This window comes from Bradyrhizobium sp. USDA 4473, from assembly GCF_054063335.1.
This window is the reverse complement of sequence record NZ_JBSSGE010000001.1, coordinates 5,780,314-5,804,702: the sequence shown is the minus strand read 5'-3', so window position 1 is coordinate 5,804,702 and position 24,389 is coordinate 5,780,314. Positions and strand designations below refer to the sequence as shown.

Annotated in this window: 22 protein-coding genes; 7 read left to right on the top strand and 15 right to left on the bottom strand. The window is 56.5% G+C overall.

Annotated elements, in window-relative coordinates; translation table 11 throughout:
• The first annotated feature begins 315 nt into the window (after positions 1-315).
• On the top strand, positions 316-735 hold the full coding sequence (locus ACVW17_RS27420) for a hypothetical protein (protein WP_456798088.1): 420 nt from the start codon (positions 316-318) through the stop codon (positions 733-735).
• A 46-nt stretch (positions 736-781) separates the two neighbouring features.
• Here ACVW17_RS27420 and ACVW17_RS27415 read toward each other — a convergent pair whose 3' ends face one another.
• Both ACVW17_RS27415 and ACVW17_RS27410 read right to left on the bottom strand, forming a co-directional pair.
• Positions 782-1,084 (bottom strand): hypothetical protein, encoded by a 303-nt coding sequence (locus ACVW17_RS27415; RefSeq protein ID WP_456798087.1) that lies wholly within the window; start codon positions 1,082-1,084, stop codon positions 782-784.
• A 438-nt stretch (positions 1,085-1,522) separates the two neighbouring features.
• Positions 1,523-1,645 (bottom strand): hypothetical protein, encoded by a 123-nt coding sequence (locus ACVW17_RS27410; protein ID WP_456798086.1) that lies wholly within the window; start codon positions 1,643-1,645, stop codon positions 1,523-1,525.
• Positions 1,646-2,042: 397 nt separating this feature from the next.
• Here ACVW17_RS27410 and ACVW17_RS27405 point away from each other — a divergent pair, with 397 nt between their 5' ends.
• Entirely contained in the window at positions 2,043-2,411 is a 369-nt protein-coding gene (locus ACVW17_RS27405; RefSeq protein WP_456798085.1) for a hypothetical protein, read from the top strand.
• Positions 2,412-2,660: 249 nt separating this feature from the next.
• On the opposite strand, the gene ACVW17_RS27400 is transcribed toward ACVW17_RS27405, so the two are convergent.
• The 3 genes from ACVW17_RS27400 to ACVW17_RS27390 all read right to left on the bottom strand — a co-directional run bounded on the left by ACVW17_RS27400 (position 2,661) and on the right by ACVW17_RS27390 (position 5,041).
• Positions 2,661-3,620, bottom strand: a complete 960-nt coding sequence (locus ACVW17_RS27400) for an AlbA family DNA-binding domain-containing protein (RefSeq protein ID WP_456798084.1) — start codon at positions 3,618-3,620, stop codon at positions 2,661-2,663.
• Between the two features lie 9 nt (positions 3,621-3,629).
• Positions 3,630-4,394, bottom strand: coding sequence for an HNH endonuclease (locus ACVW17_RS27395; protein WP_456798083.1), 765 nt, complete (start codon positions 4,392-4,394; stop codon positions 3,630-3,632).
• Between the two features lie 65 nt (positions 4,395-4,459).
• Positions 4,460-5,041 carry a hypothetical protein gene (locus tag ACVW17_RS27390; RefSeq protein WP_456798082.1) on the bottom strand — a complete coding sequence of 194 codons (582 nt, stop codon included), beginning with the start codon at positions 5,039-5,041 and terminating at the stop codon, positions 4,460-4,462.
• Positions 5,042-5,082: 41 nt separating this feature from the next.
• On the opposite strand from ACVW17_RS27390, the gene ACVW17_RS27385 reads away from it, so the two are divergent.
• The gene (locus ACVW17_RS27385) at positions 5,083-5,397 is read left to right on the top strand and encodes a hypothetical protein (RefSeq protein ID WP_456798081.1); all 315 of its coding nucleotides are present in this window, start codon (positions 5,083-5,085) and stop codon (positions 5,395-5,397) included.
• A gap of 818 nt (positions 5,398-6,215) precedes the next feature.
• Here ACVW17_RS27385 and ACVW17_RS27380 read toward each other — a convergent pair.
• The 5 genes from ACVW17_RS27380 to ACVW17_RS27360 all read right to left on the bottom strand — a co-directional run bounded on the left by ACVW17_RS27380 (position 6,216) and on the right by ACVW17_RS27360 (position 12,499).
• Complete coding sequence (locus ACVW17_RS27380) at positions 6,216-6,557, bottom strand: hypothetical protein (protein ID WP_456798080.1); 342 nt, start codon at positions 6,555-6,557, stop codon at positions 6,216-6,218.
• Between the two features lie 188 nt (positions 6,558-6,745).
• Positions 6,746-7,453: a hypothetical protein gene (locus tag ACVW17_RS27375; RefSeq protein ID WP_456798079.1), complete on the bottom strand. Its 708-nt coding sequence runs from the start codon at positions 7,451-7,453 to the stop codon at positions 6,746-6,748.
• 321 nt (positions 7,454-7,774) lie between these two features.
• Positions 7,775-9,796, bottom strand: a complete 2,022-nt coding sequence (locus ACVW17_RS27370) for an AAA family ATPase (RefSeq protein WP_456798078.1) — start codon at positions 9,794-9,796, stop codon at positions 7,775-7,777.
• A 465-nt stretch (positions 9,797-10,261) separates the two neighbouring features.
• Entirely contained in the window at positions 10,262-10,900 is a 639-nt protein-coding gene (locus ACVW17_RS27365) for a hypothetical protein (protein WP_456798077.1), read from the bottom strand.
• Positions 10,901-12,049: 1,149 nt separating this feature from the next.
• Positions 12,050-12,499 (bottom strand): hypothetical protein, encoded by a 450-nt coding sequence (locus ACVW17_RS27360; protein ID WP_456798076.1) that lies wholly within the window; start codon positions 12,497-12,499, stop codon positions 12,050-12,052.
• Between the two features lie 68 nt (positions 12,500-12,567).
• Between ACVW17_RS27360 and ACVW17_RS27355 the strand changes: the two genes are divergently transcribed.
• Genes ACVW17_RS27355 through ACVW17_RS27345 form a run of 3 tightly spaced genes read left to right on the top strand, consistent with a single transcriptional unit; the run spans position 12,568 to position 15,916 of the window.
• Positions 12,568-14,160 carry a recombinase family protein gene (locus ACVW17_RS27355; RefSeq protein ID WP_456798075.1) on the top strand — a complete coding sequence of 531 codons (1,593 nt, stop codon included), beginning with the start codon at positions 12,568-12,570 and terminating at the stop codon, positions 14,158-14,160.
• Positions 14,138-15,016 carry a ParB/RepB/Spo0J family partition protein gene (locus tag ACVW17_RS27350; protein ID WP_456798074.1) on the top strand — a complete coding sequence of 293 codons (879 nt, stop codon included), beginning with the start codon at positions 14,138-14,140 and terminating at the stop codon, positions 15,014-15,016. The genes ACVW17_RS27355 and ACVW17_RS27350 overlap by 23 nt, the downstream gene beginning before the upstream one ends.
• Before the next feature lie 3 nt (positions 15,017-15,019).
• Positions 15,020-15,916 (top strand): plasmid partitioning protein RepB C-terminal domain-containing protein, encoded by an 897-nt coding sequence (locus tag ACVW17_RS27345; RefSeq protein ID WP_456798073.1) that lies wholly within the window; start codon positions 15,020-15,022, stop codon positions 15,914-15,916.
• A gap of 265 nt (positions 15,917-16,181) precedes the next feature.
• Here the strand turns inward: ACVW17_RS27345 and dsr1 are convergent, their stop codons facing one another.
• Together dsr1 and ligD are read right to left on the bottom strand one after the other, a co-directional pair.
• The gene (dsr1, locus tag ACVW17_RS27340; RefSeq protein ID WP_456798072.1) at positions 16,182-20,009 is read right to left on the bottom strand and encodes an anti-phage defense-associated sirtuin Dsr1; all 3,828 of its coding nucleotides are present in this window, start codon (positions 20,007-20,009) and stop codon (positions 16,182-16,184) included.
• A gap of 354 nt (positions 20,010-20,363) precedes the next feature.
• Entirely contained in the window at positions 20,364-21,287 is a 924-nt protein-coding gene (gene ligD / locus ACVW17_RS27335) for a non-homologous end-joining DNA ligase (RefSeq protein WP_456798071.1), read from the bottom strand.
• A 125-nt stretch (positions 21,288-21,412) separates the two neighbouring features.
• On the opposite strand from ligD, the gene ACVW17_RS27330 reads away from it, so the two are divergent.
• Entirely contained in the window at positions 21,413-21,634 is a 222-nt protein-coding gene (locus ACVW17_RS27330; RefSeq protein ID WP_456798070.1) for a DUF3606 domain-containing protein, read from the top strand.
• A gap of 199 nt (positions 21,635-21,833) precedes the next feature.
• On the opposite strand, the gene ACVW17_RS27325 is transcribed toward ACVW17_RS27330, so the two are convergent.
• From ACVW17_RS27325 to ACVW17_RS27315, 3 genes are all read right to left on the bottom strand, one after another.
• Entirely contained in the window at positions 21,834-22,040 is a 207-nt protein-coding gene (locus ACVW17_RS27325; protein WP_456798069.1) for a hypothetical protein, read from the bottom strand.
• A 57-nt stretch (positions 22,041-22,097) separates the two neighbouring features.
• Positions 22,098-23,093, bottom strand: coding sequence for an SDH family Clp fold serine proteinase (locus ACVW17_RS27320; RefSeq protein WP_456798068.1), 996 nt, complete (start codon positions 23,091-23,093; stop codon positions 22,098-22,100).
• Between the two features lie 413 nt (positions 23,094-23,506).
• A complete protein-coding gene (locus ACVW17_RS27315) occupies positions 23,507-24,169 on the bottom strand; it encodes an SOS response-associated peptidase (RefSeq protein WP_456798067.1) in 663 nt (220 codons plus the stop codon).
• Positions 24,170-24,389: the final 220 nt, after the last annotated feature.

Sequence of the window (24,389 nt, the reverse complement as noted above, 5' to 3'; positions counted from 1 at the left end):
GGCCGGCTCGCGGTAGACGAGGTAGGGATTCCGAGGGCAGGGCTGCATCGCTGTCCTGGCTCGGGCGTCCCTCGTAGGAGGCCGCAGGCTGGTGGAGGTAGACCTTTTCCAACATATTTTGGTCGTGCTCGGACATGACGTGAAGGGATATCGGCTGCTGCTCATTTCACGGTCACGCCGCACAATTCGCCCTTGTTGACGCGACTGATCACTCGACGTGGGTCTTCATTGCCAGCCCCATAATCCCGAGTATTCCTGAACAAGCCTGTTTCAATCGGTGGTAGAAGCGGAGACAAGTACCTTAGGAGGTCTTCAGTGCTGGGTGGGCTCAATCATTATTTGGAGATTAAGAGGTGGCACCGCTTCAGGGACAAGTTGGTCCGCGACTATAAGGTGAAGGCCAAAGGCACTCTGAACCGAGACGAAGTTCAAAACCTGCGGCAGCAGCACCTCGAAGAACTCCACTTTCACGACGAAGAATTCCAGCTGTTGATATCCGACTATCTTGTTGCGCAGGCGCGCGAGTATCTAGTGTCGCTTCCGTCTGAAGATGGCTGCTGGGATGAATCTGCCGCGTTCGGTAAGAAGTACCTGAACCGGAAAGGCGCTGCGAAAGTCAGGAACGATATCCGAGCCGAGAAGAAAGCGATGTGGGATTACTGGGCCGCCAGGGTGACGCTAGCGCTCGGTCTCATCGGCAGCATCTTCGGCGTTCTTGCGTACTTCAAGAAGTAGCAGTCTCAAGCCGAGCAAAGATGTTATTCAGCTTCATCAGCGTCCTTTAGTCGTAGTCATCTAACATTTGCTGGCGCTCGTCTTCCAAATATTCCTCTTGTTCGTTTACGACGGGCTTATCTTCGCGCGTCACCAGTACGGTAACGTTGGCATCGGTCGGTAGATAAATGACAATTTCCTTGAACTGCTTGCCCACAAATCTCTCCTGCGGTTTGGCTTCGGAGAGGGGGCTCTGGATGCAACCGGAGACGCCCCCAGCCAAAGCTGGAAGTGGTCTCCGATACGATGCCCGTAACATCCCGTCGGGTGTAGACAAGTCTTGTGTGATGCCGCGAGGTGCGGCGGCCATGTACTAGGCCTCTATCGTAACGGGCACGCTGACTTTGGCCAACGTCTGGACTGATTAGTCGTCGTTCCTCTAGTCCGTGCGATCGAAATAGGAAGCGATTCAGGTTTATTCGAGGCAAATCGTAAAATAGCAGCCTTTTGAAGCCGGGATTGTCTCAACGATAGGCGCCAGTATCTGACGCGAGTGTGGGAGTAGAGCAGGGCAGGAGCTCGCCACCCGGAAATCCATCGCCTCGTAGAGCGCCAAAGATGCCGGCACATCTCCAACTGCTCAGCGTTCGGAGTGAGCCCTTCGACTTGGGCGAGCACCGGACTGTCGGGGTGAAGTCGATGACGGTGGAGTTTGAACTGGACGTCGTCAAGAACCGCTCCCTGCCAGATGTGCTTAGCCATCTCGAACTTAATCACGTACGTCATCTTCAATTTCATCGGCAGTGTGCTAGCCCATGAGAAGCTGTGGGCAGTTCGCCCGGCCGAAGAATGCAGCAGCGCGGTACTGAAACATCTGCTGCTCCATATCCTTCCACTTCGGGTTTTTGTCCCAGCCCTCGGCCTTGACCATGCGGCGCGTAATCTTGACGCCTTCGAGCTCTGGGCCGTTCTTTGCGACCGTCCAGGCTGTCCAACCGTAGTCTTCGCTTTCAGCAGGGGCGATTGCTTGCCCCCCGGATGCTGAGCGGTCCGTGGAACGTCAGCGGTTTTCAAAAGCCCGGGCGCAGCGCACTTCATCTTATCTGAACCCGGCTCCAGGGCGCTCATCACGCCACTACTGAAACAGGTACGGAACTCGAGAGGCCACCTTCCGCCAAACCTCAGCCGCTGCGCTACGCGGCGTAGTCTCTACTGCTTCACGTTCGCAGCTAGGCTTTGGGAGCACCGCCATCGGGTCCGCAAATCGTGCGGCGCCCTTGGCACCGCGTCAATATTTCACGTACAGATTGTGAAACAGGAGGGGCGTGATGGCGGAGATCGAGATTGGTGTTAAGGCGGCGAATGAGCATTGGGAGACCTTCATCAAAGGGGCAACCCTGATGCTCGGAGGCAACGGTATCGGGCTTGGCGGGTGCCTTACGATGCTGAAGGATGGGGTGCTTACGATTCCAGGTCTTGGCATTTTCATCGTGGCGTTCGGGATCGGACTGCTTGGATCGATTGCCTATTACGCCGTTCTAACGATCAACAAGATCGAGCTTCAGCAAGCTATCATCTCCGGTGAGCGTCAGTTCACGCAGGGAATGACCGCAGCGAGCTACGCATTTCTGGCGATTGGCTTAGGAGGCTTTGTGGCTGCTGTACTGGCCGCCATAATTCGCTTTGCGCCAATCTGATGGGCCGCTGGGTCACGACCTCGACCTCGACGAGTTGTCGCCCGTGTCTTTCTTGCAAGCTCGGTATCGGACACAGCCATCGGAGGGGTGAACCGTCCGAAGGACGGGAGCTAAGCACGACGTTCCTTGCTGGAATTACAGCCTGGAAATGGGGGACAGGTACGATACCTCGGTTCAGAGGCTCCTGCGTTGGGCGCTCGCTGTGGTCGGTGCGATTGGGTCGGATATTGGCGCGGGTTCTTCAGATAGCTATCTTAGCAGCGGGTGCCCAGGCGGCAAAAGTCTCAGGTTCGAGCCTTGCTGCTGAATGAACCACGCCTCGCGAGATGTGAAACCGGGGCAAAGTATTTCCACGACGACAGGCCAACGGTGCGATTGGGCAAGCGTTCTTGAGTGAAAAAACAAGGCGATGCCCCTCTGGTCGAGCGGTTGCTCAAGCTCTTTGAACACCGGAAGATTGGGTGGGACGCTAATGACCTGGCTGACCCATGCCAACTGACCGTAGTCCTCGGTTTCCTCAACAACAGGGGTAATCCACGGCGGCCCCTGCCGTATTCCGATGCTAGATGAAATGCCCACCCTGACCATGGCGTAGTGGGCCGGCTGCGGGGATTGATTACCGAGAGTGCCAAGCAGGAGAACGGGCTTGGAAATCTCCTCGTTAGCCTTGTAGTCGAAATGAGCACGATCACGCTTATCGAGGAACGAGAACTTGACGTAAAGGTGAGGCGTAGTGGACCGCCGCATGATGTCGCGGATCTCGTAGTCGTGCATCGGCACGGACTGAAAATTGAAGCGCTTGTAGTATTTTCCATCCGGAGCCTGATGGGGACCGATTTGCGACTGCTGGACTGAGATGACGTAGCCATACTTTCCGGTTTCCATATCGACGCGTTCGATCCGGACGCCATCCATGCGAGGTTGGACCTTCGAGTTCAATATTTGCTCGATCCAATCCTTGGTAATCTTGGGATCAACAACTCCGTCATCAACCTTTGACGGCTTGCCCGCGCTCTTGTCTTCCTCGATGCCGTAGATGAGCAAGCCGCCCGCGGAATTGGCAAGGGCACTTACATCCTTACATAGCTCGTCCGGTTTGCCTCCTTCTCGAGACAACGAAGGAGAGGCCTTGTAGTCGAGGGTCAGGCTTTCCTCTATACCTTCATCAACAAGCCGCTGAAGGTCGACTTTCTTCGACAGATTAAGCATGAGCAGTCCTCACGAAATCAACCCTTTGAGCGGTCGACATTCGCCGTATGCGTGAATCATCGCGTGGCAGTTCGCGCAAACGATGGCGAGGTCGTTAAGAGTGACCTTTCGGCCGGTTTTCGGAGCTTTGTGCAGCGGGACAAGATGATGGACCTGGGCATAACCCTTTCCAACAGCCCCGTAGCGCTTCTCAAAATCAAATCCGCATTTTGGCACTTCGCAAACCAGCTTACCAGTTCTTGCCAGTGCGTCTTCGATCTTGTGACGCCGCATCGAGTCTTCACGACGGCGATGCTGAACGAAACGCTTGCGCTCCTGTCCTTCAAATCCCGCCAGCTCGATATCATCCGCGTTAATACTGACCGGGACGGGCTCCGCGCCACGGACGATCGTGCATTTTGAAGTGGCAATATCGTACTCGGTAACCGCCCAAAATGCGTCGTCGAGCAGCCTTGCCCGGACGCTCCCGCCATCGCCTTCAACGACTATAACCCTTAGCGGAAGCTGGTGGCTGTAGGCCAACCAAAGACTCTGGTCGAAATCGTCGGAACGTTTGTTCCACGTGCTCGAACCTGGCTCGGTACGATGGGCTCTTTTGCCAGCCCGGTTGACCTCAAAGAAGAGCTGGGAGCCTTTCTGCTTGAGGCCATTGTACCAGAGGCAGACCACGAAGAATTCGCCGGGCTGCCGGAACGACCAGTTGTAGCAATACTTCGGGTTTGACGCCGCGCGCGCCGCGCCACCTTTCATATCGGCCCACTTGCTGACATCCATGTCCAGGGACTTCAGGATATCTATTACAAGCGGCTTCTGTGTCGGCCGCAGGTCTTCGCGTGTTTTCATGGCTGGGCGATGATTGATTTGAACCGATCGTAGGTTATTCCGTCCGGCGCAGCGTCCAAGAATGACCGCATCTCTGCGGCATTCTCGGCGCGCTTCTTCATGGCTTCGTGCTCGACTGCCTTCTGCCTGACGATGCTGGCACCTTGCGGTTCTTCCAACCAGGCGTTCTCGACGGCGACGGCCGCAGGCGTTTTGGACAGGTGGTAGGTGTATTTTCCAATACATCGAAACGGAAAATCCTGAATGAGAATGTCGCCCGGCGGGTTCAAGTGAGGACGTTCGGGTCTCGCTAGGGTCAGATCGGTCTTTTTGCCCTCGTATTCGAGCCAGGCATGGGACATGAACACGTCGTCGGTTCCGTCGTTTACGTACCCAATCACAGGTATCGTCTTGATGCCCTTTTCCAGAAGGTAGAGGTGGAGAAAGTAAGTGAGCCGGTAGCACATCCCGGTTGCTTCAGACGGGTCAATAAAGTTCGTTATCAAGCGTCGCGCCGCGTCGGCGATCTTCTTTTCCTCGGGGGACAGGGCCTCAAGCCATTTTTGGACTTCCGCATTCCGGCGCTTCGCCTGTCCCATGATTCTCAACCCTCAAAAGCTCGATCATACTGCAGGTTGAGATGGCTAAGAAGGCTGCCCTGGTCGAAGAAGCGCAAGGCGGGGCGCCCACGGCTTTCACGGATGAGCAGATCGCTTACATCAAGGCTACGCTTCTCAAAAAAACTCCTACCGTGGTGGACCATCCGGGGCAGGTCCTGGCTGAGCCTGATATGTGCAGCATGACGTACGGTATGGAGATCTGCTGCCGAATGACTTCAGCAAGCAATAAACGCGCGCATTTGAACGGGCTGACATACGTCTTCCGCGTGACGAACCTTTCCGCCACTGCAGGCGCGATCCGTCAGCTCCAGTTTCGCCGCGTACGCCAACTCTGAAACGGAGAGTAAACCTCAATCTAGGCTGCTCGACACATCGCGTACTGCTGATACTGTAGATTTGAACCGTAGCTTTTCAGCTAACTATCGTGAACCGCAATAATATCAACGTCGTGTAGAGGAGGGGATGTCCGCCCGTCGTCTGATTTAAAGCACGCGTTGCGTGGGTTCAAACTCCCCTTATAGAAGTTGAGGTCGGAGGGCACGTTCCGTAGCTTGGTAGGCAGAGCTCAAAGTGAACTGCAATGCTTCGCGGCAGGCCGGGGCCGTTTTATGCTTCTGTAGTCCTCGAGATCCTTTCGTTCGCGGATCCCCTTTGGGTGTGATGGATCATTTGGTGTTGAGCGGCGCGACGTGGGAGGGAATGGTGCCGCGGATCGTAGGCAGGCCCGGCTAGGAAGGCTCGACGGGGCGGGACAACAGGATGTTTAGCGAGAGGTGTGCGGACTATCTCGACACGAACTGGTTGTGCGGTCGGGCAATTGTGCCGACCAGAAAATCAGGGGTGTCCTGTCAACCGTGCTGAAACAATTCAGGTTTCTAAGATATGGTCTGGGAAAGCCACGGTCCCGACCACGGCGTATCGCCTGAGGATTGCCTAATGCGAAGCATGTTGGAGAGTTGGTCGTCATCCACTCCGGCAATGGTTCCGTTCGACGGCGTGGCAATCCTGGGTTTAATCACTGCGAGGATCTCCACGAGTCCCGCTACACCCGTGCCGGAAACTGCATGGCTGAAACTTTAGCGAATGGGTTTGTAAAAGCTGTCGAACTTGCTTGAGGCATGAATCATCTAGAGCAATTGGTTTCGGAGTGGCTTCAGTACAACGGGTACTTCGTTCGCAGTTCCGTCCTCGTGGGACGGCGGCCGAAGGGGGCCATGACGGGGAGCTCGATGTCGTCGGTATTCATATGGGCCGCAATCACCTCGTTCATGTCGAATGTTCGCTTGACGCGGACTCGAAGGAAAAGCGAGAGAAGCGTTTCAGCGACAAGTTCGAGCGCGGTCGGAAGTATATCAAACAAGTCTTTGTTGGGCTGACTGTAGATCCTGCCAAACTCGATTCCGTGGCGATCCTTCAATTTCCGAACAAGGGCGTAACGCACCTTGGCGGTGGTCGGCTCTTGCACACCCGCGAACTCATTCACGAGATTTTTCATGGTCTGGCCGGTAGGTCCCCAGCGAGCGGGGCAGTGCCATCAAACCTGCCGCTTCTCAGAACCCTACAGCTCGCCGCTGATGCCCAGGCCATCAGCGCGAGGTCCAAACAGGTTGATTGAATCCGGAGCGCAGCCGTGAAGCCCGCTCGGCGACAAAATCAAGTTCTTCAAGGAATAGGCCGGTACGCTCAAAAAGAAGGCGCTGAGCTTTCCTGTTCGGAGCCCTTCTCTGGGGGGGCATCTTCGACTGGCTCAGACGAGTTCTCTTCAGACTCGTCTACGCCTAGAAAGGCGTTCGCCACGCTGCGCCGGTCGAGAACGTCAACGGTCTGGTCCTTCAGGGCGTACTGCCAATACATCGAGCCGGTGAAGGTGTTGAGCCTGCCATAGCCTGGCGCCTCTGCCATGAAACCCTGAGCCCCCATGATTTCGTGCTTCGCCAGCATCATTCTCGCGTGTGAGACGTGGGTGAAGAGCTCTTCCGTGTCGGCAAGATAGTCCTTGACGCCCTTCACGAAATCCTCGTTGGGAATTTTCTGAAGCTGCCCCACGTAGAACCGCGGCACCTCTTGAACGAACTTGTGTTTACTTTCGGCGACATCCAGGACACCTTTGAGAAACTTCTCCCGCTTCCGGGGCTGAACGGTCTGATACTCGTCCGCGACCTTAATGATGTGTTTGGCCTTCTGCCTCCAGGTTCTGAAAAACTCGTAGAGCGAGAAGAGCCACATCTGGCTAATGCCTGACAGCCCCATGATTTCTGGCGGGGTTCGCTCGGTCTTACACCACAGCTCAAGGATTTCAGCCTCAATAGGTCGGATAATGGTGAGGTCTACTATGGCTATATTCCGTGCCTGCATCCCCATCCATAGGTCGTCGCAGAGGGGGATCTGCATCGACCATCCGAACAGGCTGAACTCTTCGCGCCGTACCATCATGCACCTTGGCTGAAAACCGACTTGTGCTCGGAATATGGTATGGTGATTCACCAACCACCACCGTTTTCGACGAATTCATGAAGTCTTCTGGACGTGGCGATCCAATCATCCGCGCAAGATTTCCGGAGATGTCATGCGCTCCGCTCTTGAGGCCGCGATTGAGCAGTTGAAGCAGGCGAGGGAGATGATCGAGGCTCGGGAAGAGTCGCGCGTTAATCTTCATCTCGACCATGACACTATCCGTCCGGGCCGGAGGGGCGAAGTGCCGTAGGGCGGGATTTAGTCGAATGCACCTCGTCCACTTGCTTTGTGTTTCCCATAGCGTGCATTGACTTCTTTTATCAGTCGCTCAAACCCCTCAATGGTCGACGCATTGAGCACCTTCGATGGATCCTTACCCATCTGTGTCATGAATTCTCGCGCTGGTCGAGTTTTGAAGAACTCCATGCCGAGCGCTTCAAATGCTTGCTCATACCGTTTCACGATGCGCGGAATGCCCGGATTGAGATTGAGCGTCTTCCCCTTCAGCTCCTTGGAGTAGGTCTTGTTGACCAGGTCGGTGTAGGTGGTCGGGTCAATCACGTCTTCGATGTCGGATTCTGACGGAGCGGTTGCGAAGGCCGCACCGGTAAATACGATGGAGCCGTCGCGAAGAAGCTTGGATTTCACCAACTCGTCGCGCTGGTCACGGCCCGCTTTATCGTCATCCAGCAAGACGATCACATCAAGGTCCTGAGAAGCGAGCAGGGAGGTCATATAGCTGACCTTACCGGCGCCGCCGGCCGGGGTGAGAACCATCTTCTCGACCAGGTGTTCTTTGCCTGTATCAGCGAGGTAGTCGTTGACCGATGAAAGAATCCAGAAGTCGGTCACCCCTTCTACAACCAGATTTGCGGAACCGACAAACAGGGTCTGCGAGAGGTTGTAACCCAAGGCCGCCTGCAGTGGGAAAAGGGTACGTGTGTCGCCGCTTGGGTCCTTCGTCACCTCCGTGCCCTTGTCTGATATTTTGACCGTGCGAACGATTTCAATATCGGACGGAGGGATCATGAAAGGAGAATGCGTCGTGTAGATGATTTGATTACTGTAGTCGTCGCGGAAGTGCTGCAGCAGATCCTCCTGAGAGCGAGCGTGTAGGTATAGGCCGGGTTCATCGAGAAGCAAAATCGCATCCTCGGCCGATCCGCCCTGAGTATCAGCGGAAAACGCGATGTAGAAGGAGAAGAACCATCGGAATCCGCGGCTACGCTCATCGAGATTTACTTCAACCGGGTATTCGGCGTTTTCATCATAGATGAGAATGTCGATGTGGGGACCATCGGGCGCAAGCCGGACGGTTATCTTACGGTCCTTCCACAGCCGCCGCATTTCCTGCGTAATGAGTGCGCTGGCCCTGCTCAGCAAAGTCTGACGGCGCTCGTGATCCTTCTGCAGGCTATGGATTTCTTGGATGTCAAAACCCGCTACTTTCGCGAGCTTTTTGAAATTGCGCTCGGCCTCGGTAGGAACAACGCCATCCTCTCGTCGCTTCAGATATTCCCCGAGATTCTGGTGTCCACTCAGCTCGGGGAAATCGGCGATGTAAATAAATTTCGGCAGGAGGCTTAAAGCGTGAGTTCTGGCCTTCCCGGCGCGCTCTTGGAAGGTTGCCAGTTCTGTCGCCAGCTCTTCGATGTTGGCGAGCAATTCGTCTGGCTGTTCCGGAAGCATGGCACCAGCGGCGCCGACCGCGGCCCTGAATGCTTTCGACTCCTGAACAACATCCTTTGCCCAGGCTTTGGGGAAGTTTTGGTTAGATGCGATGGCTTCCGAAAGCTTTTGGAACGCAGTCTTCGCGGCCTGCACGTGAGCTTCCGCAATCGCAGAGACTGAGGCTTCTATCGCAGGAGCTGCGCGGCGCCAGTGCGCCGTTACTTTTTTGGCGTCGAGCGTTGGGGCCGTAAGGCCCTCCAGACCGACTCGGTTGTTAGCCGCGCCATAGGCCCTAGTAACCGTGATCTTGGTGATCCTCTGACCGACGATCTCCTCGATCTCTTGTGTCTCGTCAGGAGCAAGGTCCCAAGTGGTGCGAGCAATCACGGTCTCGGGCGTACACTCGTTGAGATGCCGACCACGAGGAAAGTTCTTTACCGGGTCAACATCCTTCCGACCTCCGTCTGGGTTCGCTTCCTCAAGCGCAAGCAGAATATTGGATTTTCCGCTCTCGTTGCGACCAACTAAGGCGGTCAACTGCTCGACTGGAATCTCACCGCTATTGGCAATGGATCGGAAGTTTTCGACGGAAAAACTGACGAGTTTCAAGGTGATGCCCCTTAAATAAGCCGGCAGTACTTGTACCCGCTCTGGTGGCAGAACCTCAAGTCCGGTTGCGTATCTTCCCCAGGAGGTCTTGGTGGGCGCCGTATCTGGCTTCCCAGCTTTTGACGCCGCTCCGGTGGGATTCGTCGTGGATGTGCTTAATGAGCGGTATTGCTGTCTCGTCTGGTGCCTTCTGGCCTACGCCGCAACCCAGCCTAATCCTTTAGGATGATGAACCACCTCCTGGCAGGGCTGACCAGTGACAGCGCAGGGCATGGTGTGAAGAAGCGCCAAAGTACGGACGAGCCGGATCTGCTTGGAGCGTTCGCGGATCGTTAGGAGACGTTCATCCTCACGACGGCTATCCAAGAGGCACTGGTGTCAGAAGACCTACGGGTGCAGTGCGCTAAAGCATAACACCGTGGTTATTCACGATCGAAATATCTTGGTGATCTACTTGGATGAATCTTACAGTCGCCGATCACCTCGAGGAATGCCAGGCATGGCGGCCGTAACCTCGACTTTCCAGTTCGCCTTCATGTGGCTTGAGATGGTGACCACGCTGGGATGCCCGTAGCGATTGGGGCGTCCGCAGGAAATGATAGCGCGCGCCGGAGCCGCAAGTGCGGACGGAATGGCGGCTACCCCAGATAACTTTCCACCATGATGCGGAAGTTGCAAGCCGCTCAACCGGATTCCTTGCATCGAAGGGATCTCATGGTATTCGGCGTCACCTGTAAAAAGAATATCTCGCCCGACCGCACGCAAGTGCAGCGCCAACCCGCTACCATTCACCGAATTGCCGGTGCAGCGAATAATGCGTGCACCGCGGCGATTGCGTGAGCTCTTGCCCGGCGCGACGAGATGCAGCCGTCTCAGACTATGCAGTTGCATTGCAAACGTATGAGCATTGGGACCGACCGAGGTTTGTGCGGGAGCGAACCAGTGCTTCTTGTGGAAGCTCTCATTTTGTCGACCATAGGCATAGTGATCCGTGTCCCAATGAGACAGGACGACAAAACCGCCATTGGAATCTGGCGGAGAAAACCCGGCAGGGACATTGTGCAAATGAAACCATATTGGTTGCCCAACATCGAAGTAGAGCATCGGTCCGGGCTCTATCGGCCTTGGGCAAATAATGTTGAAGCTTGCCTGTCCTACATCGAGGGCGAACGATTGGCTTAACCCCCAAACCCGACTCCAGCGGCGGAGACAAGCATTGATGAGCGCCGGGGGCACCGGGGGCACAATACTCAATAGCGAATACCGGGATCTGAGGGCGCTGCCTTTCGCCCGGAGTGCTGGTACCGACGCACCGATCGGATAGGGAGACATTGGCTGCGAAGCGGGCGCTAGTCGCCTGAGCCAAATGATCTTTCCCCTGGCCGGCCGGCCCATGGAACGGCCTCCAACAAAGCGGTTGTCACGCAATTGAAGCAACCAAACCCAGGGTCCCGTTTGCTTCGTGTCTGGAGTGACGCGCAGTTCCAGCCAGTCACCTACGGCGGGTGGATCTCCGTCGTTCATCATATCTTGCAGAGTCGGCAGAGTGGAAACGACGCGCAGAAACCCGAGCCCTTCTTCAGATGACGATTGATGGCCATCACGGTCGAAAAATTCGGAAGCTACAGCATCCAGCTGGACGGCGATCCGGCCGCCGCCCATCTCTTCGATGCTGTCCACGTGCCCATAGAAGGTCTGCGGCTCTTCTAGAAAAAAGAAGAAATGAAAGATCGCCTCCCAAAGCTGAAAACTAGCCGTCTACGGCACATTGCTGGCTTCAGGGATAGTAGCGGCTAACGCTCCGCTTTAAATAGTCCTAAATTGGCATCGGACGATCGGGCTCCTGAGACGAAAGACGTGATCGATCTGGTCGCGGTTCAACTTTGGCGCCGACTGAAATCATAGCGATCACATGTCGATGGGAATTTTCCATCCAGGAGTTCTGAAGGCGCGCGATATCCGGCCCCTTTGCAATGCGAGTTTGCCCGGTAATTCCATCGGGACGACCTGGGGCAAATGCCATCAGACGGGTTCGCAATGCGCGATCTTCAATAAAGGAGACCCGACGGTTAGCAACGTAGGAACTGAATCTGCACCGTCTGATTGGATGACCTCTGTCACGGTCCACATGCATCACAGACGGCGGTGAGGCGACCGACCACTCTCTGAAATACGACTGATACCCGACGTGAGGACCGCCGCAGCGTTGGTCCCGCCGGACCAGAAGCCTACCAAAATACAGAGTCCGCACCGCTACCGGGGGCGTCCACCAGAAGCAAAAGTATGGCGCGTTTTACAGCGGCCAACTTCCGAATCCTTTTGTCTAGCGCTCTTTTGGGCGTAACCGTCTTTCGGCTCGATAACTTCCGAGAGCAAGTCAGCCGTGATCCGGAGGCTGCTGCATATTTCGGCAAGCTTTTGATTGGAGAGCACCGCAGGTCGATGCGATAGTTTCAAGACAAACTCGAAAACGCGATCCGAATTGCGCATGAGCTGCAGCAGGTGCTCACCGCTCGGCCCGTTTGATCCCGAAAGCCAATTCTTGGCTGTCCTTTCATTGGCTCCCGTCCACCGCATCAAGGTCTTATGCGCTTGATGACTGCTTCCAAGCTCTGACTTGAGGATATCCGCGATCACGGTCGCGTAGGTCGAAAATGTAGCGCCTTCCTCTCCCGGAAATTTCTTGCCCGTTTTTGGAAACATGTTTCCCCCCGAGCTACGTTATAGTTTGGCTCACCGCATCATGCATTCTTGACGTTAGTGGGGCAGCAATGTTGCCGGTGGCCTCCGATAAAAACTTTGAGATGCCGTCAAATCACGGCCTGACGTCCGCCGCAGAGTATGTGCGGATGTCGACAGATCATCAACAATACTCAACAGCGAACCAGTCCCAAGCAATCCGCGAATATGCAGCGCGTCATGGGTTCCGGATTGACAAGACTTATGAAGACAGCGGCAAAAGTGGTCTCAATTTTGATAGTCGCGATGCGCTCAAACAGCTCATAGAAGACGTGCAAACTGCTGCAGCGAAGTTTTCGACCATTCTAGTCTACGACGTCAGCCGATGGGGGCGGTTTCAAGATGCCGATGAGAGCGCCTATTACGAATATATCTGCAAGCGGGCGGGCATATCGGTTCGTTACTGCGCTGAACAATTCGAGAATGACGGCAGCCCGGTCTCGACTATCGTCAAGGGCGTCAAGCGTGCGATGGCGGGCGAATATAGTCGCGAACTGTCGGTCAAGGTCTTCGCGGGGCAGCGCCGCCTGATCGAACTAGGATACCGGCAGGGCGGGCCCGCCGGCTATGGATTGCGACGGCAGTTAATCGATCAAAGTGGCCTCGCCAAAGCCGAACTTGTGCGAGGCGAATACAAGAGCATTCAAACCGACCGGATTGTGTTGATCCCGGGTCCGGAGGAAGAGATCGAAACTATCCGTTTCGTCTACGATGCCTTCGTTAGGCAAGGCAAGAACGAAACGGAGATCGCCGAAAACCTCAATTGCAAGGGCATCTCCACCGATCTTAATCGCTCATGGACACGGGCGACCGTCCACCAGATTCTGATCAACGAGAAGTACATCGGAAACAATGTCTGGAATAGATGCTCGTGCAAGCTCAAAGGACGTCGAATCTACAATCCTCCCGAACGTTGGATAAGACACGATCAGGCATTTGAACCAATTGTTGGAGAAGAAACCTTCAGGGCAGCCCAGGTGATTATCTCCGAACGTTGTAAGCGATACTCCGATGAGGAGCTACTGGACGTCCTGCGTGGCCTGTTGGAGCAGCACGGTTTCCTTTCGGGAATGATCATCGATGAGTTGGAATTCGGCCCGTCAAGCAGCGCATACCGTACTCGTTTCGGCAGCCTAGTCCGCGCCTATGAGCTGATCGGATTCACGCCCGATCGAGACTATCGTTACATCGAGATCAATCGCGCGCTGCGCCGAATGTATCCGGACCTGATCACAGCAACGATCCACGGTATCGAGGAAATCGGCGGCTCGGTTTGTCAGAACACAGAGACAGATCTCTTAACGGTAAACGATGAATTCACAACGTCGCTCTGCGTGGTTCGGTCGCAGGAGACGACGGCTGGTTCTCATCGTTGGAAAGTCCGTTTCGACGCAGGCTTGTGTCCCGATATTACGGTCGCAATCCGCATGAACCAGATGAACAGCGCCATCCTAGACTATTATCTGCTTCCGCGCTTTGAGATGACGGGCGACCGCGTTGCTCTTGCCGAAGACAATGGGGTTGCACTCGATGCCTACCGTTTCGACACGCTCGATATGCTGTTTGAGCTTGCCGCACGCTCCCAATTGATGGAGGTCAGCCATGGGGTCGGGTCAATCCATTGAGATTATTCCAATTGGCGCCATCGATGTTGTTAACCCGCGGGTGCGAAACCGCCGCATCTTCAAAGAGATTGTTACCAGCGTCGCCGAGCTCGGACTGAAGCGGCCGATCACAGTGAAGCACAAGTTGGGTAACGGCGAGCCGCGCTATGAGCTTGTCTGCGGTCAGGGACGACTTGAGGCTTACCAGGCGCTCGGGCAGCGCGAGATACCTGCTGTGATCGTCGACGCTACCAACGAAGACAGCGCGATCATGAGCCTGGTCGAGAATTGTGCTCGCCGCCAACATCGCTCGATCGACCTTTTGCATGATATCGAAGGTCTGCGCCAGCGGGGTTATGAGTTCGACGACATCGCCCGCAAGACCGGCCTCACGGTCGAGTACGTCAAGGGTGTGAACAGCCTGCTTGAAGGCGGCGAGCACCGGCTCTTGCGCGCAGTCGAGGCAGGGCAAATGCCGGTTAGCGTCGCCGTCGTAATAGCGCAGGCGCAAGACAGTGACGTCCAGGACGTCTTACAACAAGCTTATGAAGAGAAATTACTACGCGGGCAGCGCCTATTGGCCGCCAAGAAACTGATCGAACAGCGGCGCCGCCGCGGCAAGGGATACAGAGCCGGTCCACGCCGTCCCGACGGCACCCCGCTCAGCTCCAATGCCCTGCTGCGCACCTATCGGCAGGACGTCGATCGCAAGCGAATCCTGATCCGGAAGTCAAACAGCACCAAAGCACGGCTGGTTTTCATCTTGGAAGCCTTACGAAAACTCCTGACTGAACCGGACTTTCTGGAGCTCCTGCAGACCGAGAAGCTCGATACTTTGCCGAAGAATCTCGCGCTTCGTCTGGATGACCAAGGGTAACCTATGGCACGCCGTCCGCACATCTCGGTTCGCATGGGTTTCGAAGAACGGACCCTTTTAGTCCGGCTCGCGGATATCCAGCCGTTAAAGCTCGTAACAGAGGAAGTGAAGCGCTCGGCAAAATATTGCCAGATCGCGGCCTCCATCTCGGAGATCGGGCTTGTCGAGCCTCCGGCAGTGGCGCGCAGCCGCGAGAATAGCGGCAAATTCCTGCTGCTCGACGGCCATCTGCGGCTTGAGGTGTTACGGGATCGCGGGTTTTCAGAGATTGAATGCCTGGTGTCGACCGAGGACGAAGCCTTCACCTACAACAAGCGTGTCAACCGGATTGCGATCATCCAGGAGCACCGGATGATCCTGAAAGCGATCGAAAACGGCGTTTCCGAGGCGCGTATCGCTAAAGCGCTCAATGTCGACGTCGCCAGTATCCGCCGGCGCCGCAAACTCTTGGATGGCATCTGCACTGAGGCGGTCGAGCTTCTAAAGGAGAAGCACCTCACGCTCCATTCGTTTTCGGAACTGCGGAAGCTCGCTCCGATCCGCCAGATCGAGGCGGCCGAATTGATGATCGCGATGAACAATTTTTCCAACAGCTATGTGCGCTCACTAGTTGCCGCGACGCCCCGGAACCAGCTGGCGGCCGGCTACACGCCGCGCCAGCCGAAGGGTTTGTCGGACGAGCAGCTCGCACTGATGGAGCGGGAATCTGCATCACTGGCCCGCGAATTTAAGGTTGCAGAGCAGACCTATGGTGCCGATCATCTGGATCTTGTGCTGGCTGTCGGCTTCGTGTCCAAGCTTTTGCGCAACGGGCGCGTGGTTGGCTACCTCGCAAAGCACTTCCAGGAGCTGCTGTTCGAATTCCAACGGATCACCGAATCCGAAGCAGTTGCAGCCTGACCAAGGCTTCCTCGCGTTTCGGTCGGTACGACGCTTAGCTCGCTGGCGGCAAAACGGGGAGTGGGCCATTACACGTGAGCGCAACCGTGGCTTCTCACCGTGGCTTTCTAGCTCACCACCAAAGAACGCAGCGAAATCAACATAATGCGGAGGATGGACGTTCCGCACTGGCTACAAGAGCGAGCGGCAACAGAATGCCTATGCTCGTCAGCTTCAGTGCTTACGATCGATAACGTCCAATTATCGAAAGGAGGCAGGATCCACATCAGACCCCATGCCGACGGCCATACTCAGCTAAGCGTTGGTACCGACGATCTGTCTTCAAGCTCGGCATCGCTCTTGAGATTGCGTCTAGGCATTGCCCGAGTTCTGTTGGCGCCCACAGCTGATCGATCAGAATAGCATCGAGCAACCGCAACGCAGTTTCCGCGTATCGGCTGCTCAATCCAGCCTCGTGCATTTGGTGTACAACGTAGTGAGGGTGCTCGATCGGCCGCAGCCAGTCGGCGATCGCAGCAAAGGCCGAAGGAAATTCGCCACCAGCGGCGATGCTCATGAGCGCTAAATGTTCGGCAACGCTGCTCGATGTTAGCTCTCGAGACTTTGGCCAAATCTCTTGCCAGAACGGTCGAATTCGGTTCTTCCAATAGTCCTCTCGTTGTTCGCCGGCACCCTCGAGGGCCTGCGAGAGCGCTCGCGCAACTTCTTGCAGCCCTTGTTGCGGAAGTGCGCCGACAGCGGTCCTGAAGTCCGTCAATGTGTAGCCTTCTGCGGGATCGAGGGCGGCGTATGTGAGGAATGCTGCGAATTGCTGACCGTGTTCGCCGAGCTCTTCATAGTGATCCGCTGTGGAAAGGAACTGAGATTTGAATGCCGTCAGGAGTGGACGATACAGTCTGGGGGACCAAAGAAATCCTTCCCATGCCGATCTAGCCTCATTTGAGTCGGCTTCCCAGTCGAACAACGGTAGCAGGTGTTTTTCGGTCCACGGGCGATCAACCCGGAACAGGGCAATTAATCGTGACGCAAGCAACACCCGTCCGTGGCGGAATCTCGCGATCCCGACATCGGAAATTTGTGTAAAGAACGGCTCGATATTCTCCGGCAAGGAGTCATTGTCGTTCGGTGCCCGTTTAAACCAAAGATTCAGAAGCGCCTGAGCGACGTGGCCGATCGGATGATTGATGGCCTCGGTCACGGGGGCTTTGATCGGTTCGTCGTTTTCACGGATGCCGCTGCTTGGACCAAGAGGCAATGCCAGCACACGCGTGCAGAGATCTAGCAGGATTGCCTCATGACGGTCGATCACCTTAGAAACGGCTTCCATCCACCAAGTGAGGCTGTGCGCGCTTACCAACATGACAGCATCGGGCATGTTCCGGACTAGGGGTGCCGCATAGCGCCACGACCGGAGAATTCGGCTTTCGTCACTCCAGGCTTGCAGGGCGTCTCGCCAGCGACTTGCGGGCCAAATTGCTTCTTGCGCCAAGTCGCACAAGGCCGAGAGACTGTGGAAGAAGCGAGTACGACAGATCTCTAGCCATGTGTCTTCATAGTAAAACGACTGCGATTCAGGCGGGGGCTGCTTTAGCCATTCGACCAGTTCCGCCCTTTTGCGTGGTGCGATGTTGACCTGTCGATTAGACTCGTAGTCCGGGTCGCCGGTACCACTCATCCAATGTGAAAATTCATCCCTTTCGTTACTAGCCAACCGCCTTCTGGGCTCCTCCGCAGCCAGGATGTCGAAGTGGCTAGAAGCATCGTCCCCGAGCTGGCCGCCACTCTCGCGTAGTTTAGCGAGGCGGAGCCAAATTGCATCATTCGCCAGCGATTTCCAATCGTCGAGTTCGAGCTCTTCCCTATACATGTGTCGTGGCGGACCAGCCAAAATCGCCGCTTCTAGAGATGCTCGGCCTGACGGCGAAAGTTTCGCTCCTTGCAGCACCAGCAAACGCATGGTTTCGCGCTTCGTCTCTACCGACCATAGCCACCATGCGTCGTCCTGCACGAGCCACCGGACCCATCGCGCGGGATCGATACAATCCGCCTGGCTAGCTGCAAATAGCGCTAGTCGCTTGAACGTTGGGTAGGGTATCTCAAACCAACTCAATGCGATCAGCTTCGCGCGCTCGGGGGCGCTTGCCAGGGTTGCAAGCCAAGCGTCACGTAGTAGCTCGATCAGTGTCACCCAGTCGCGGAAACCTCTGTTTTGTCGGTGAGCGCTGATCGATGGCATATCCCAGGACGAGCGATCGCTACGATCGTCTGCCGCGCCTAGCTCACGCAGCAGGTCCATTGCGTCACGCAACAATAGCTGAAAATCGTCCAGCAGCCCCGGCAACGCCGCGCGCCAGCTACCTTCAGGCAGATCGCGGATTGAAGAGTGCACTTGATCGGCGGTCAGCACCAGTTCCCAGTCCACGAGTTGTCGGACTCGCGCGGGCTCGCTAGTGCTTTCCTCCTCTAGGCCCCAACGAATTGGCTTTTTCAAAGTCAATTTGGGCGTGAGCAGCTCGCGAAGTTCTAACCGTAGCGAAGCGGTAAAGCCTTCGCGCTTCAGCCGATCCTTCCATCGATATAACTCTACCCCACGTGACGGCGACTTAACCCGCCCGGTGAGCAGCAGGCGCCATAGTGTTTGCATCAGCGGCCCAGGAATGGCATTGGGTGCGTTGGCGCGGATTTCGTCCAGTTCGGTTATTTTCTCTTCCCGTGCCAAGCGCGCAAATAGATCCAACTGACGTTCGATCAGCCATGCCCAACGATCGTGCAATTGCGCGCCGCGCTCGGCCAACCAGATGATCAGTGCTGGATCATTTAGGTGCCGCATCAGCCAGCGGGCCAACTGGAACATCACGTGGTCCCAATCGCTTCCGCTGGCGGCGTGCGATACCAGCGCCATCCACGGCGCATGCCGATAACCTGCTGGCCGTCGGATCAGACTGAACTGCAGTTTTTCATCGACGTCGGCGAGCGGCTGAACGCCGAAGCGATTCAGGTCGCTATGGAGATAGCGTGTGTCGGAGAGCGCCTCCAGCCAGTCAAGAGCGGGGGCCGGGTTGAAGTCCGCGAAGCGCTTTGCTGGCATACCGGACTCGTGGGATAGCGCCCAAAGCATCCGACCCACGAAATCATCCTGCCGGCTGCTGCCGGACGGCCGTGCCAGGGCGTAGTCGATGACGATGCGCTCCCTGCCCAGGATGCCATCTCGATACGTTCTAGCCCAAGCCTTCAGCGTGTCATGTAACGCCGAATGATCGTGGCCACCAGCCGGCACTTGGTAGAGGATAGGGGTAACGCCCTTGGCGGTCCATTCGATCGTTTTGGCGTGGTCTTGTCCCGGCTTGCATTCGCCCAGCGCATAAGCTTGCAGCGTAAACTCGCCCTGCATTCGATCGGCAGCCAACGCATCCATCATGTAGCGCATGACTGGGTCGTTGATGCTGTAACCGACGAAGCAAACCAGGTAGTTGCGGAAGAGCTCGCTGACGAAGCGCGCCGCCCAGCGTTCAGTCAGGTAAGCGAGGCCGAAGTCTCCGCTGGTCAACACCAGTCGATGCAGCACACTGTCGTTCGGTTTTTCGGGCAGCAAACCATGCAGATAGACCAGACCATCCCAACGACTGTTCTTCGGGATGGGTAGCATTGGTGCCCCATAAGATTGGAAGGCCTTGCCAGGTCGTTTTCCAACGCGCTCAAAAATGCGGTCGAAGTTGGTCGTGACCAGGCGAAGAGGGCCTTGCCGACAGCGAGCAAGCTCTAGTAGGGCCTCATGCGTATCAGTGGCGCCCCGACGACGCCACTTTGGCTTCAATGCTTCAGCCACCTTCTGACGAACAGCGATGCGCTGGCCCGGGATGCGGTGTTCCAGAAGATCCAGCGTCGTATCGAATTGACCGCGGTCGTAGGCATCCTGTTCAATGTCCAAGCGCGATGTGCCGGCAAGCCGGTAGATCTCATCCACCAAGCCTGCAAAGCCCGGCAGGCCGGCGGGGTAAGAAATGCCGGCGCCGCAGAAGAACACCACGCGACCTTCGTCGTGCGCCTGCAAAAGGGCATCGGGAATATCTGGGCCGTTAGCGACGAATTGCATTAGAGGGAACGGGCTACCTTTGGTTTGCGAAAGTTCGCCCTAAAGTTGATTTGGGGCCTGTTAAAGACTTTCCTAGCAGGCAGCGTGCTTACTGAGTCAAGAGGGCGAATGGGTGAAGGACGACGGTCGTACCTACTGACAGCAAACCGCGGCCGACGGTAATGCCTAGTTATCGCAACTCAGCGCGAAGGGCCTATCAGCCGCGGAGATTCATCGTCCGGATTGGCTCGTTGCACTTCGGGCAGGGCGCGCCAGCGCCGCCGCACCGGCAGGCATGCGGTCCGGTCCAAGGCTGGTCCGGGTGGTTTTCGCAGACCCAGTGGGTGTCATCGCAAAGGATGCATGCTGGCTCACTCATAAGTCCTCCCGGACGCCACGGAAGAAGGGATGCCGTACCTTGCCCTCGGCTGATTTCGCGCGGTACTCGATCTCGGCAAGGATCTTCGGCTCAACCCAAATTCCCTTGTGCCTGATGCGCTTGGAATAGGGCTGCGTCTTTCGGATCAGGGGCGTCAGGCGTTTGCGAAGGTCGGCGGCCGAGGCTTTGTCAAAGCCGTGGTCGACCTTGCCGGCATAGATCAGCTCGCCACCCTCGCGCCGGCCGACATAGATGCCATCCCAGTCGTTGCCGTCGAGTGCGAAGCCCGCAATGGTTAGCGTCTCGCGCTGGGCGCAGGTCTTCTTCACCCAGTCGCGGCTGCGGGTGCCGGTCGGATAGGGGCTGTCGGCGACCTTCGACACGACGCCCTCATATCCGAGCTTGCAGGCGTGGGCGAACATCTTGGGGCCGTCGACCTCGAAGCTTTCGCTGAACTGGATGTTGGTGCCAGCAATGAGCTTCTTCAGCACGGCCTTGCGTTCCTTCAGCGGCAGCTTCCGGAGATCCCGACCGTTGAGATAGAGCAGATCGAAGGCCACCAGCACTATCTTGGTCGAGTGGCCGCGCAGCTCGTTCTGCAGTACTGAGAAATCGGTGGTGCCGTCGCCAGCCTGCACCACGATCTCGCCATCGATGATCGCCGATGCGGCAGAGATGTGCCAGGCATCATCGGCTACTTTCTTGAAGCGCTTGGTCCAGTCGTGGCCGCGGCGGGTGAAGATGGTCACAGTTTCGTTCGCGAGATGGGTCTGGACGCGATAACCATCAAACTTGATCTCGTGGGTCCAGCGGGTGCCGCTCGGCACCCTGTCAATCGGCGACGCCAGCGCGGGCGCAATGAAGCCGGGGAAGAGCGCCTTCGCTCCGATCGCCTCGGGCTTCCTCCGCTGAAACGCCACAACGTAACTCCACAAACAATGAGCTGATTCAAACGGGCATGGTCGCAATCGTTCCGTCGATCGAGGTCCGCAATTGGAACTGGCGATCCTAACCTGCGTTGGCTTTCACTAACAGGGAGGCCAAGATGGCGAAGAAGCAGACGGCGCGGGGTCGCAAGCAGGATGGGGCACGTGTCGTTGGTGGGCAGGACTACGAGGTGAGCCATGAGGCGAAGAAGACCGAGAAGTCTGCCGCCTCTGTGAAGAAGGCGGTCAAGAAGGTCGGCAATAGCCGGAATCGAGTTGAGAAGCGCCTCGGATCAGCAATGAAAAAGTCTCTAGGCACGACGCGGTCGAGGTCACGTTAACCTGCGCGCGAGGAGGGCGGGCCAGCGGCGCCCCACACTGGCATCGAAGTCGCCTCTGGAGCGGCAAGACCGTAGCAGTGGTCCGGGCAGGCGGGGCGCGGGCGCGCCGCCCAGCCTCAAACAATCGCGATAACGAGCTTCCCTGATCTCACGTGATGATCGAGTACGTCTTTTTTCCGTGTGAGTCGCGGAGAATTCTTTAGCGGGGCAAGGAAAAAGAAATAGTGGTTTCGGTAATAAAGCCGAACGGCATAATTGGGCTGATGTGTGCCGCCGATGCATCGCCGGAATATATGGACGACGCGAGAGGCTGATTGGGCGCCGCCAAAGGAGCCGCAGGGGTTTGCGCTGGCGACAGCGGATTTTCCTTCGGGCCGATCAGGCTTCGGATTCCCAGCGCTGCCATACAACCTCCTGTTTCAAAACATCCTGCAAACCTGTTGCGGTATTAGCTTTATCGCGCTCATACGTCAAATCGGTTAAAAAAAACGTTAGCCTTGTCAATTGCTTCGAGGTACGCGCCCTTCAAGTTGGACACTCTCACTTTCTTCGTCGGCGGAAGAACAGAAATGTGAGGGACCATCGCTGCGGCTATATCCACAATCTGCTGCGTTGTGAGTCCCGGCGTTCCTATGCCAACTCCAGACTGGGCCAGTTGTTGCAACTGCTGCATGATTTCCGAAGTCGTCAGAGGCTGAGGAGCGCCGGGCATCGTAGGAGGCTGTCCAACTTCCCACTCGTGATTTGGGTTGAGTGGGACAGTCAGCTTCAGTTCATTTGAGTACTCCAGAAATAGGCTCCACATCAAATCTTCGAGTTTCGGGGGCGCATTTTCGGCTTTGATCTTCAGATCAACGCGAGCCTCTTCGCGATTGATTGGATGACCATGAAAAAAGAGATTGGACTTTAGGTTTTCGATCAGCTGCTCAATCTCGTGTTCGCTCTCGACCGGCACGTGCTTGCGAAGTAGTTTAGTAGCGATCATGCGAGATTGATTGTGCGATCTCTGAACATTCCCGAGCGCAAGAGGATGAATTTTGTCGGTGAGAGCTTTGACGGCCTCCACGAGTTCGTCTTCGTGTCGAATTCCGATGTCGTCCTTAATCAGCGTTATGTAGGCCGAAACGTCCTCCACGCTGATCGGTATAAGCTGAGAAGGGTTGTGAGGATTGGGGGGATTGAAGTAGTTCGTGACGCTGGGATCGATCGGGCCGAGACACCCCATACGGTGCATGATAACGCGATCGGCGCCGAGTGCGGTCAGCGTTGCCGCACTGAACGCGTGGTGCGGGACCAGTACTGAAAAATCCTTGGTGTACTCGCGAATTAGATTGACGATTCTCCATGGGACCGTGCCAGACCCACCATTACTGTGAATGAAAAGGTCGATGCCCTTTTTGGCTTTTGCCTTACCTGCTTCCAAGCGTTCGTGCAGGTAAACCAAAATGTCGTCGGCCATCTGAATCTCGAAGCCGGGCCGAGTTGACGTAATATACGAGATTAGAAGCCTTCCACCGCGCTCAGCTTCAATCTTCTTGAACAAGTCGATACGGCGCGTACGCGCGCTTTGCTGTTCAGTATTGTCCGACATAAATGCCCCAGCCGGCAGCAACGCTCTCTGCAGTGCAGCAGCGTGTGCCTTAAAAGGGAACTATCCCAATTTGCAACTTTTATGTCAAGTACACAACTTGAGGTTATCCGCTTGGCGGGGCTGGAAACAGACAAGATGATAGGTGTTCGCGGTCATGTTCTCCCGGTTCGGCAATATTCAAGCGCTCAACCGGCGCCAGCCGAACCGGGAGCTGGGGACGATGCGGAACCTGGTGAACGCGTACCGGATCGTCCGGTGAGCCTCGGAGCGAGGGCTCTGGTTCAAGCCGCTACCTTGTCTTCCTTGTCTGCCCCGCGCATCACAATCTTCAGCGCGTCGTCGGACAGCGGCCGTTGCAACACCTTCGCCTCGTCCCATGGCGCGCGCAGCCAGACGTCGCGCTCCTTGTCGCTCGTCAAGATCACGGGCATAGCCTTTGGGTGAATCGGCTCGACAACTGCGTTCGGCGTCGTCGTCAGGAAGCCATAGACGGGGTGCGGCCCAGGGATTGGCTTTGACTTGGTACCTCGGTCGCCCTTGAACTCGGTCCAGATGCCCGCGAACGAGGTGAGCGGCCGGTCATCGCTCAGCGCGAACCACACCACGTCCTTTTTCTTGGTCTCCGGGTTTGGTTCCGGCGCGTACTCGGCGAAGCTGTTGAACGGCACGAGGCAGCGGTTCTCAGGCTTCAGCCAGCCGCGCCAGTGCGGCGATGACGTGTTGCGGATGTTGGTAACGGGCGGGCCGCCCGTGCGCGGCGGAGGGGGCATGCCCCATCGCATTAGTACCATCTCGCGCTCGTCGCCGGCATTGCGGATCACTGGAGCAGGGGAGTCGGGGAAGACGCCTGGCATAGGCGCGAGGTTGCCGACGTAGCGATTGACGACCCGGAACAGGTTCAGGATTGCGGCTTGGTTTGTGGTGATCGAATAGAGATTACACATTGCCAGGTTCGTTCATGCTCAACTTTCTATCTGCCGAGTTTGGCGGGTTAGAAGGGAGGGTGCCAGCCATACTTTTGCAAAGCTGTCGCGAGACCCGCAGTCGCCATCGCAACCAGGGCGTTCCAAAAGACTGTCCGACCACGGGCCGCGCTCAGTGAGCGAAGAAACAGGAAGGCACCGATCGCTAGTCCATAGTTCTTCCGAAAGTCTCCGTTGCGTT